The sequence below is a fragment of the Phenylobacterium sp. genome (assembly GCF_020253645.1).
GTDB lineage: Bacteria > Pseudomonadota > Alphaproteobacteria > Caulobacterales > Caulobacteraceae > Phenylobacterium.
The window spans coordinates 1-9,079 of the sequence record NZ_JADCBG010000015.1; the positions used below are offsets into that span (position 1 = coordinate 1).

12 protein-coding genes are annotated in these 9,079 nt (G+C 67.6%); 5 read left to right on the forward strand and 7 right to left on the reverse strand.

All coding sequences use genetic code 11. The annotated features are described in order from the left end of the window. Positions 1–117: 117 nt before the first annotated feature. Positions 118–924 (reverse strand): nucleoside triphosphate pyrophosphohydrolase, encoded by an 807-nt coding sequence (mazG, locus tag INE98_RS00675; RefSeq protein WP_293535798.1) that lies wholly within the window; start codon positions 922–924, stop codon positions 118–120. 187 nt (positions 925–1,111) lie between these two features. On the opposite strand from mazG, the gene INE98_RS00680 reads away from it, so the two are divergent. Continuing rightward, on the forward strand, positions 1,112–1,600 hold the full coding sequence (locus INE98_RS00680) for a glutathione peroxidase (protein WP_293512546.1): 489 nt from the start codon (positions 1,112–1,114) through the stop codon (positions 1,598–1,600). On the opposite strand, the gene INE98_RS00685 is transcribed toward INE98_RS00680, so the two are convergent. From INE98_RS00685 to INE98_RS00695, 3 genes are all read right to left on the reverse strand, one after another. After that, positions 1,597–2,079: a copper chaperone PCu(A)C gene (locus INE98_RS00685; RefSeq protein WP_293535799.1), complete on the reverse strand. Its 483-nt coding sequence runs from the start codon at positions 2,077–2,079 to the stop codon at positions 1,597–1,599. The genes INE98_RS00680 and INE98_RS00685 overlap by 4 nt on opposite strands. Before the next feature lie 110 nt (positions 2,080–2,189). Continuing rightward, entirely contained in the window at positions 2,190–3,245 is a 1,056-nt protein-coding gene (locus INE98_RS00690; RefSeq protein WP_293535800.1) for a phosphotransferase family protein, read from the reverse strand. Beyond that, complete coding sequence (locus INE98_RS00695) at positions 3,242–3,781, reverse strand: TIGR02594 family protein (protein ID WP_293513963.1); 540 nt, start codon at positions 3,779–3,781, stop codon at positions 3,242–3,244. Before INE98_RS00695 ends, INE98_RS00690 begins: the two co-directional genes overlap by 4 nt. 207 nt (positions 3,782–3,988) lie before the next feature. Between INE98_RS00695 and INE98_RS00700 the strand changes: the two genes are divergently transcribed. Beyond that, a complete protein-coding gene (locus tag INE98_RS00700; protein WP_293535801.1) occupies positions 3,989–4,390 on the forward strand; it encodes a VOC family protein in 402 nt (133 codons plus the stop codon). A 321-nt stretch (positions 4,391–4,711) separates the two neighbouring features. Here INE98_RS00700 and INE98_RS00705 read toward each other — a convergent pair whose 3' ends face one another. Continuing rightward, the gene (locus INE98_RS00705) at positions 4,712–5,227 is read right to left on the reverse strand and encodes a DinB family protein (protein WP_293535802.1); all 516 of its coding nucleotides are present in this window, start codon (positions 5,225–5,227) and stop codon (positions 4,712–4,714) included. Between the two features lie 32 nt (positions 5,228–5,259). On the opposite strand from INE98_RS00705, the gene INE98_RS00710 reads away from it, so the two are divergent. The 3 genes from INE98_RS00710 to INE98_RS00720 all read left to right on the forward strand — a co-directional run bounded on the left by INE98_RS00710 (position 5,260) and on the right by INE98_RS00720 (position 7,666). After that, a complete protein-coding gene (locus tag INE98_RS00710; protein ID WP_293535804.1) occupies positions 5,260–5,706 on the forward strand; it encodes an ATP-binding protein in 447 nt (148 codons plus the stop codon). Positions 5,707–5,879: 173 nt separating this feature from the next. After that, positions 5,880–6,224: a MazG nucleotide pyrophosphohydrolase domain-containing protein gene (locus tag INE98_RS00715; RefSeq protein ID WP_293535805.1), complete on the forward strand. Its 345-nt coding sequence runs from the start codon at positions 5,880–5,882 to the stop codon at positions 6,222–6,224. 77 nt (positions 6,225–6,301) lie between these two features. Beyond that, positions 6,302–7,666: an NAD(P)-binding domain-containing protein gene (locus tag INE98_RS00720; protein WP_293535807.1), complete on the forward strand. Its 1,365-nt coding sequence runs from the start codon at positions 6,302–6,304 to the stop codon at positions 7,664–7,666. Here the strand turns inward: INE98_RS00720 and INE98_RS00725 are convergent. Both INE98_RS00725 and INE98_RS00730 read right to left on the reverse strand, forming a co-directional pair. Next, on the reverse strand, positions 7,654–8,262 hold the full coding sequence (locus tag INE98_RS00725; protein ID WP_293535809.1) for a phosphoribosylglycinamide formyltransferase: 609 nt from the start codon (positions 8,260–8,262) through the stop codon (positions 7,654–7,656). The two genes, INE98_RS00720 and INE98_RS00725, sit on opposite strands and share 13 nt — an antisense overlap. Continuing rightward, positions 8,259–9,079 (reverse strand): MBL fold metallo-hydrolase (locus INE98_RS00730; RefSeq protein WP_293535811.1); only part of this gene is annotated, 821 nt, incomplete at its 5' end. The genes INE98_RS00730 and INE98_RS00725, both read right to left, overlap by 4 nt.

Below are 9,079 nucleotides of genomic sequence, written 5' to 3' on the forward strand. Positions count from 1 at the left end.
GCGGGGGAGCTGTCGGCGAAGCCGACTGAGGGGCGCTGCGGCCCCTCAGGAGGGGGAGGAATTGGGGAGTCATTGCTCCCCTGCGGGGGAGCTCCGCGCGAAGCGCGGTGAGGGGGGTCAAGGGCGGCTGGCCTTGTCCCGGGCTCTGGCCTCGTTCCAGAGGGCATCCATTTCTGCAAGGTCGGACTGGGCCGGCGTCCGGCCGTCCTCGGCGAGGCGCGCCTCGATGTGGCGGAAGCGTCGGACGAACTTGGCGTTGGCCTCGCGCAGGGCGTCCTCCGGGTCGATGTCGAGGTCCCGGGCGATATTGGCCATGACGAAGAGGACGTCGCCCAGTTCCTCCCGAAGCGCCGCGCGGTTGCCCGAAGCGACCTCGGCGCGGAACTCGTCCAGCTCTTCCTGCAGCTTGTCGAGGACCGCCTCCGTGGTCGGCCAGACGAAGCCGACGCCGGCGGCCCGCTTCGACAGCTTGACCGCCCGGGTCAGGCCGGGGAGGGCGGCGGGGATGTCGTCGAGGAGGCCCGCCGCCGGCGCCCGGGCCGCCCGTTCCGCCGCCTTGACCTCCTCCCAGGCCCGGACCTGCTCGCCGCTGGTCCTCTGGTCGGCGTCGCCGAAGATGTGAGGGTGGCGCCGGATCATCTTGTCGACGATGGCGGCGGCGACGTCTTCGAAAGCGAAGGCGCCCTGTTCCTCGGCCATGCGGGCGTGGAAGACCACCTGGAACAGCAGGTCGCCCAGCTCGTCCTTCAGGTCGGCCAGGTCGCCCCGCTGGATGGCGTCGGCGACCTCGTAGGCCTCCTCCACGGTGTAGGGGGCGATGGTCGCGAAGGTCTGCTCCAGGTCCCAGGCGCAGCCAGTGTTCGGGTCCCGAAGGCGGGCCATGATGCCGAGAAGGCGATCCAGGGCCGGGGTCTGGTCGGTCATGCGCCTAACTCCACGGATTGCACGCAAGGGTTGCATTGCGCCGCCCTGAGGCCTTTGAGGCCACCTCGCGAGGCAGGCCGGCGAGGATCACTCACAGGGGATATCCGATGGCTCACAAGTTCGAAATCTACAAGGACAGGGCAGGCGCGTTCGGCGTCGTCTTCAACCAGCAGATCATGGGGCGCAGATGACGGGAGTTCAGGACTTTACGGTGAAGGCGGCGGACGGAGGCGAGGTTCCGCTTTCGGCCTACGCCGGGAAGGTCGTGCTGGTGGTCAATACGGCCTCGAAGTGCGGCTTCACGCCCCAGTACGCCGGACTGGAGGCCCTCTGGCGGCGTCACGGGGAGGCGGGCCTGGTGGTGCTGGGCTTCCCCTGCAACCAGTTCGCCAGCCAGGAGCCCGGGGACGCGGCGGAGATCGCCAGTTTCTGCAGCCTGACCTACGACGTCACCTTCCCGGTGCTGGCCAAGGTGGAGGTAAACGGACCCGGGGCGGACCCGCTCTTCCGGTGGCTCTCCGACCAGAAGCGCGGCGTCCTGGGCACGCGCGCCATCAAGTGGAACTTCACCAAGTTCCTCGTCGGGCGGGACGGAAAGGTGCTCAAGCGCTACGGCCCGAATACGCCGCCCGAGGCCCTTGAGGCTGATATTCAGGCCGCGCTCGCCGCCGGCTAGTGGCGGTGGGTCTCGGGCATGGCGGCGGGCTTGGCCGGAGGCCGGGACTCCGCAGCCAGCTGGACGGTGACCTTGCCCGCCTTGGCAAAGGTCAGGGTCAGGGGGATGCGCTCGCCTGAGGCGACGGCGGCCTTGGGGCCGAAGAACATGATGTGCAGGCCGCCGGGCGCCAGGCTCACCTTGCCGCCGGCGGGGATCTCCACGCCCTGGGGCAGGGCCCTCATCCGCATCATCCCGCCCTCCATGGAGGACTGGTGGATTTCCACCCGGGCGGCGTGGGCGGAGCTGGCGGACACCAGCCGGTCGGCCGTCCTGCCCGTATTTGTGATCTCCATATAGCCGGCGGCGGTGGGAGCGCCTGCGGCGGTGGGCCGCGTCCAGGGATGGTCGATGCGAAGGGCTCCGGCGGCATACTCATGGGCGAGGGCGGCGCCGGCGGCGGCCAGGGCCACGGCTGTGGCGAGAAGCAGTCTGCGCATTTTGAACTCCGGTAGCCCCCCAGGCGTCGGCAGGGGTAGGTGGCGGAGGGGGCTCGGGTCAAGACCTGGAGAGTGGAAATGGATGGCCCGAGCGCGCCAAGCCCGGGGCCTTAGCCCGCCGCCGCCCGGGCCGCCAGTTCCAGGCTGCGCAGGACGCTGAGCCTGAGGCCCTCGGTGTCGACGCCCTCGGTGCTCTTCTTGCCCTCCATGTAGCGGGCGTAGACCCCGTGGACGATGCAGGCGCTCTTCCAGCGGTTGAAGGCGACGTAGTAGTTCAGGCCTGACAGGTCCGCGCCGGTGGCGGCGGCGTAGCGATCCGCCAGCTCGGTCCGGGTGGGAAAGCCCGGCTGGGCGTGGGGCGCGGTCTCGGCCGGCGGCTCGGGGTCGGACGGGTCCGGCCAGGGGTTGAGGGCGTAGGCCAGGTCCGCCAGCGGGTCGCCCAGGGTGGCGATCTCCCAGTCGATGACGGCCAGCAGGCCGCCGCCGCGCCCGACCAGGATGTTGTGGATGCCGAAGTCGCCGTGGACGACCCGGGCCGGGACCTGTCCGGGCAGGCGGGCCCGCAGGAAGGCCTCGACCTCATGGGCCCGGGGATCGTCGAACCCGGCGGGGCCGACGGAGGCGGCCCAGGACCGGCCCCAGGCGTTGATCTGCCGCTCCACATAGCCCTCGGGCTTGCCCAGGTCGCCCAGGCCGACGGCGGCGGGGTCGAGGGCGTGGAGCTGGGCCAGGGCGTCGATGAAGGCGAAGGCGAGGTCGCGGCGCTTCGCCTCCGGCGCCCAGTCCTTGACGTCCTGCACCGTGTAGAGGGGATGCCCGTCCAGGAAGTCCATGACGTAGAAGTGCGCCCCGGTGACGGACGGGTCCTCACAGAAGGCGAGGGGGCGCGGCGTCGGAACGGGGGTGTCCTTCAGGGCCGAGAGGACCCGGAACTCCCGGCCCATGTCGTGGGCCTTGGGGAGCAGCTCCCCAAGCGGCGGGCGGCGGATCACCGCCTGCCGGCCGGTGGAGTCCGTCAGCCGCCAGGTCAGGTTGGAATGTCCGCCGGGCAGCCGCACCCAGTCGAAGGGACCGGAGAGCTCGGGACAGTGCGCCGCCAGCCAGGCCTCGACGGCGGGACGGTCATATCCGGGAATGGCGTCTGCTGGAGGGGCGGCTTCGGTCATGGTCTCAGGCCTCGTTGGAGGAAACCTCGCCGGTGGCGGCGAGGCGGTAGGTCGCGGCGGAGCGGGGCTTGTTTACATAGGGCGGTTGGCGGACGGCATAGAGGCGCTCCTTGGCGATGCGGGTAATGCAAGACCCGGTCGCCCTGGTTGCCTCCCAGGACGTGATAGCATCGGGAATCCTCGCCGATGTACAGGCCCACGTGACCGCCACCCTGGCGCATGAAGACCAGGACGGCACCCAGTTCCGGCTGACCACCCTCGATGCCGAACCGGGCCCAGCTGAGGGCCCAGAGGGAGGCCGGCGGAACCTCCCGTCCGGCGACACGGGCGATGTGGGCCATGAAGAGCCCGCACCAGGGTATGGAGTCCGCCCGGTAGTCCGCATTGAGGCCGGTCTCGACGGCCCACCGGAGGATCTGGGTGGTGTTTGCGGCACCAGCGGTCTCACGGACCCCGAGCTCGGCCAGGGCTGCGGAGATCATCCGCGGCAGGGGCGTCATGCGGCTCAGCCAGGCGTAGGTCTTGGGGAGGGTCATTTAGGGGGGCTCTCAGGCGTGGATGACCCCCCGTAGTGTCGGCGCGATCGGCCGGATTGCAGATTTTCGTGCGGATCCATTGTCTGGGTCGGATAAACGTATCCCGCTGGCTGCCAGATAGAGACGTCACCAGACAGCAGGTGAGGGGGAGCGGGCACCCGCAGAGCCCTACCATCGTGCGGCGGTTCGGATCAGACGATGTCCCCTGTGCCACTCATCATCCCCGAACTCGACGTCACTGACCTGTCTGTTTCCCTCAAGTTCTATTGTGAGATCTTGGGCTTTCAGGTGCTTTACGACCGCCCAGAAGAGCGGTTCGCCATGATCGATCTGGCGGGTGCGAGGCTGATGCTTGAACAGGCCGACGGGCCAGGTCGGCGGTACAGAACCGCGCCTCTGGAGCAACCCTTCGGTCGGGGCGTCAATTTCCAGATCGAGATTGCGGACGTGCGCGCCACCTACGCCCGGGTAGTCGAAAATGGGGCTGCCGTGCTCATTCCTTTGGAACGCCGCTGGTATCGGGTTGGAGAGCTTGAACGTGCGCAGGACCAATTCGTCGTGTGTGATCCCGACGGCTATCTGCTCCGACTGATCTCCATCCTTGGATAGCGGAACTCCAAGGAGAGCCGGCTGGACGTTTGTGGCGACGTCTTTGCCCCGACTGTTACAGTTTGATCTTGCTTAGCTCCAGACCCTGGGATCCCACGAAATGGCGACACTTTGTCGACCACGATCTCGAGAATGGCGAAGGACAGCAGAACCACCCCGAAGGCGACCCAAGTCGATACGATCAGCTCTCTGGCCTTGCTCAGCGCCGTCGAGAGATTGGAGTACCGCGACCGTGACATGTTTCCCCTCGGTAGTTCCGAGCGCGGTCCTCGCCTCAGGCGGCGAACGCCCCGCGCAGACAGACAGCTAATGAAGCGGCGCTCACGCCAACTCAGAGAAGACCAGGTACGGGAGATCGAGAGGCTGAAACTCAAGGCCCAGCATCGTCATACCGGCCGTGATCTGTCCCCGATGGTGCGTAGCATGATTGAAAACGTGCAGAAGCGCTGCGGGCCGCGGCAACACGCGCGGCTGCCCGGTCGTCATCGTGTAACGCAGGTCTTCAGCCAGGGCCGCCTCGTCGAGGCCTGCGACATGCTCAGGCCAGCGCGCCGTCGCTGCGACGAGCCGAGCCGCGAGCGCCGCGCGGTCGTGCTCCACTTCCGCGTCGAGCGGCAAGCTCGCGGCAGGCTCGGATTTGAATCTCGGAAGCCAGATCTGACTGTCGGTCAATAGGAGGTGGTTCAGCGTTCCGTGTATCGAGCCGAAGAACAGGCCACAGGGCTTCCGATAAGGTTCGTCCGGGATCAGCGCGATCGATGCCAGAAGCCCCTCGGTCGCCCAAGCATGGTAGCGCGCCATCTGCGCGAGAATGTCTTTCGTTGAGGAAGCCGTCATGTCCGCTCGCCCTCCAAGTCGATTGACATCTCATGATGATGGGCTTGCCGGGTTCAGGCAAGACGACCCTGGCCCGCCGCCTGGAGCACGAACGACCCGCTTTGGTTTTGTCTCCCGACGTCTGGATGTCTCGGATCGTCGGCGATGGCTATGACTTCAAGCGCCGTGAGGCTGTCCATGAGGTCCAGCTTGAGGTTGCCGAGCGAGTGCTGCGCTTGGGGAGTGATGTCGTGTTGGACTTTGGCTTCTTCCACCGGTCCGATCGGGATGCAGCGCGGGCGCGGGCAAGGGCGGCAGGGGCGCAGGCTCAACTGGTTTTCCTCGACCCGCCGATCCAGGATCTCCTAAGACGGGTCGAGGCGCGGAACGCGGCCTTGCCGCCCGATACCTTCACAGTTTCCAGGGAACATGTGGAACTTTGCGCGACTTGGCTGGAGCGCCCGCAGGCCGATGAGCTGTTATGGGGCGTGGCAGGGTAGCCCGACATTCGTTCGCTGGGTGACGTTACAGGCGACCCCATTTGGCGTTCGTCGCGCGGATCCGGAATGCGTATAAGGAATATTATCGGAAATATAGGTTGAGAGTTCACGGCGCCTGTATTGAGAATCAACGGACGCTGCTTCTGCGACCCCCGACCATCATGGAGCCCAACATGCCCATCGAACCTAACCTTGGCCCCCTCGGCCCCCTCGCGGACCGGTTTGAACAGGCTTCACAGGCCTATGTGGCGGCGTTCGGGCTTCGCCGGGATCCAGACTGGTACATTCTGAAGCTGCAGGAAGAGGTCGGCGAGCTGACCCAGGCCTGGTCGCGGCTTTCGGGGCGCGGACGGTCGGGCGGACGCAGTGAGGCCGAGATGAAGGCCCAGCTGGCGGATGAGGTGGCCGACGTGCTGGGTCATGTCCTCCTGCTGGCCCGCAACTGGGAGGTGGACCTTGCGCCGGCGGTCCTTCGCAAATGGCGGTTTGAACTGGAGGCGGAGGAAAACCAAGCCTGACCCTGGGTCAGGCTTGACCTTGGCGCGTTCGGCTCCAAAGTCCTGAATTCGAACGGGAAACGGAACGGAGACCCCAGATGGCCCCCTTGCCCAAGGCCTGCATCATCGGCGCCGGATGCTCCGGCTTCACCACGGCCAAGAAGCTCAAGGACCTGGGCGTTCCCTACGACTGCTTCGAGATGTCCGACAACATCGGCGGCAACTGGTACTACAACAACCCGAACGGCCACTCGGCCTGCTACCAGAGCCTGCACATCGATACGTCCAAGTGGCGCCTGGCCTTCGAGGACTATCCCGTGCCCGCCGGCTGGCCGGACTTTCCGCACCACAGCCAGCTGCTGCAGTACTTCCACGACTATGTCGACCATTTCGGCCTGCGCGAGACCATCACCTTCAACACCGCCGTGACCAAGGCGGTGCGTAACGCCGAGGGTCTTTGGGAGGTCACGCTTTCGAATGGTGAAACAAGGCGTTACGATGTTCTCTTCGTGTGCAACGGGCATCACTGGAGCCCCCGCACGCCGGAGTATCCGGGCCATTTCGACGGGGTGTCCTTCCATTCCCACGCCTACCGCACGCCCTTTGATCCGGTGGATGTGCGCGGCAAGACCGTGGTGGTGGTCGGCATGGGCAATTCGGCCATGGACATCGCCTCGGAGCTGTCCCAGCGGCCCCTGGCGGGCCGGCTGATCGTCTCGGCCCGGCGCGGGGTCTGGGTCCTGCCCAAGTACATGAACGGCCGGCCGGCGGACAAGGCGGCCATGCCCCCCTGGATGCCCCGCAAGCTGGGTCTGTCCCTGGCCCGCAAGGGGATCAAGAAGGCCCTCGGCGCCATGGAGGACTATGGCCTGCCCAAGCCCGACCATGAGCCGCTGGAGGCCCACCCCTCGGTCAGCGGCGAGTTCCTGACCCGGGCGGGCTGTGGCGACATCACCTTCCGGCCGGGCATCAAGGCCCTGGAAGGCCGGCAGGTGCGCTTTACCGACGACAGTGTCGAGGACGTGGACGTGATCATCTACGCCACCGGCTACGACATGAAGTTCCCCTTCTTCGAGGACCCGGCCTTCGTGCCGGACTCCGATCACCGGTTGCCGCTGTTCAAGCGGATGATGAAGCCCGGCGTGCCCAACCTCTTCTATATGGGCCTCGCCCAGCCCCTGCCGACCCTGGTCAACTTCGCCGAGCAGCAGGCCAAGTTCGTGGCCGCCTACCTGACGGGCAGGTACCTGCCCCCCTCGCCCGCCGACATGGAACGGATTATCGCCGAGGACGAGGCCCTGCACATGGGCCAGTACTATGCCTCCAAGCGGCACACGATCCAGGTGGACTTCGGCGTCTATTGCCATGATCTCATGAAGGAAATCGAGCGCGGCTCAATGCGCGCCGCGGCGGTCGGGAACCGGCTTCCGGTACCAGGAAGGGCCGAGCTTCAGGACGCCTGAGACGGCTCCAGCCGGCCTTCGGCGAGGTCGATGAGGGTCCGGGTCATGACCTCGGGCTCCAGGGCGGTGACGCGCTGTTCGAGGGTTTCGGGCATGTCGCCCGGCTCCACGGGCACGGGCCATCGGCCAAGCACCCGGCCGTGGTCGTACTCGCCATCGACGAGGTGGATGGTGACTTCGCTTTGCGGCGCGCCGGCGGCGATGACGGCCTCATGCACCCGGCGCCCATACATCCCCTCCCCTCCGAAGGCCGGCAGGGGGCCGGGATGGATGTTGAGGATCCGGTCCGGGAAGCGCGCCAGGACCGCAGGGCCGATACGCCTCAGATAGCCGGACAGGACGACCCAGTCGGCGCCCGAAGCGGCGAGGGCCTCGGCCAGTTCCCGGTCGGCGGCGCCGGGATCGACGGCGGTGGGAATGACCCGGTGCGGAATACCCCGCGCGCGGGCGAAATCCAGGGCTGGCGCCCTTGCCGAATTGCTGACCAGGAGGACGATGTCGGCGGCCAGCGGCCCCGCCTCCGCCGCCTCCACCGCTGCTCGGAAGGCCGAGCCGTTGCGGGAGGCGAGGAAGGCCAGTTTCAGGCGTGACGTCACGCCCCCGCCCCCAGACTGTGCTCGAAGCGCAGGCCGTCGAAGGCCGGCTCCACCCCCGGCGGCAGGCGGGCGCTGAGATCGGCGAAGTCGAGGTCGATGTGCATGTTGGTCAGGATGGTGCGCCGGGGTCTGAGCCGCGCCGCCCATTCCAGGGCCAGATCCACGTGGGCGTGGGTCGGGTGCGGGCGCCAGCGCAGGGCGTCGACGATCCAGACATCGAGGCCGGCCAGGGCCTCAAAGGCCTCGTCCGGCAGGCCCACCACGTCGCTGGAATAGGCCACGTCGCCGAACCGGTAGCCGACGGAGCGAAGGCCGCCATGGTCCTGGTCGAAGGTCACAACCGGAATAGCGCCCGAGGGGCCCTCCACCTCCCAGGCCTGGCCGTGGGGCGGGATGAGCACCGGGTCGGCGATGCCGGGATAGCCCCCCTCCCCCTCGAAGACATAGCCGAACCGGCGGCCCATGGAGGCGAAGGTGGCGGCGTCCATGTGGCAGGGAATGCGCGCCCTCTGGCGGATGAAGAAGGCCCGGATGTCGTCGATGCCGTGGGTCTGGTCGGCGTGGTCGTGGGTCAGCAGCAGGGCGTCGAGCCGCCGGGCGCCGGCCTGGGCCGTCTGCCAGCGCAGGTCCGGCGAGGCGTCCACCAGGACGGTGGTGGCCTGGGCGGGGTCAGGCGCAGTCCGGCGCACCAGCATGGAGCAGCGGGTGCGGAAGTTGCGCGGGTCGGCCGGATCGCATTCGCCCCAGTCGCCGTCGGCCCTGGGCACCCCGCCGGAGGAGCCGCAGCCCAGGATGGTGAACTCCAGGGTCCCGCTCA

Coding starts and splice junctions, on each gene's coding strand:
- INE98_RS00715 (WP_293535805.1), top strand. CDS start 5,880: ATGCCCATCGAACCTAACCTTGGCCCCCTCGGCCCCCTCGCGGACCGG.
- INE98_RS00705 (WP_293535802.1), bottom strand. CDS start 5,227: ATGACGGCTTCCTCAACGAAAGACATTCTCGCGCAGATGGCGCGCTAC.
- INE98_RS00695 (WP_293513963.1), bottom strand. CDS start 3,781: ATGACCCTCCCCAAGACCTACGCCTGGCTGAGCCGCATGACGCCCCTG.
- INE98_RS00690 (WP_293535800.1), bottom strand. CDS start 3,245: ATGACCGAAGCCGCCCCTCCAGCAGACGCCATTCCCGGATATGACCGT.
- INE98_RS00720 (WP_293535807.1), top strand. CDS start 6,302: ATGGCCCCCTTGCCCAAGGCCTGCATCATCGGCGCCGGATGCTCCGGC.
- mazG (WP_293535798.1), bottom strand. CDS start 924: ATGACCGACCAGACCCCGGCCCTGGATCGCCTTCTCGGCATCATGGCC.
- INE98_RS00680 (WP_293512546.1), top strand. CDS start 1,112: ATGACGGGAGTTCAGGACTTTACGGTGAAGGCGGCGGACGGAGGCGAG.
- INE98_RS00710 (WP_293535804.1), top strand. CDS start 5,260: ATGATGATGGGCTTGCCGGGTTCAGGCAAGACGACCCTGGCCCGCCGC.
- INE98_RS00685 (WP_293535799.1), bottom strand. CDS start 2,079: ATGCGCAGACTGCTTCTCGCCACAGCCGTGGCCCTGGCCGCCGCCGGC.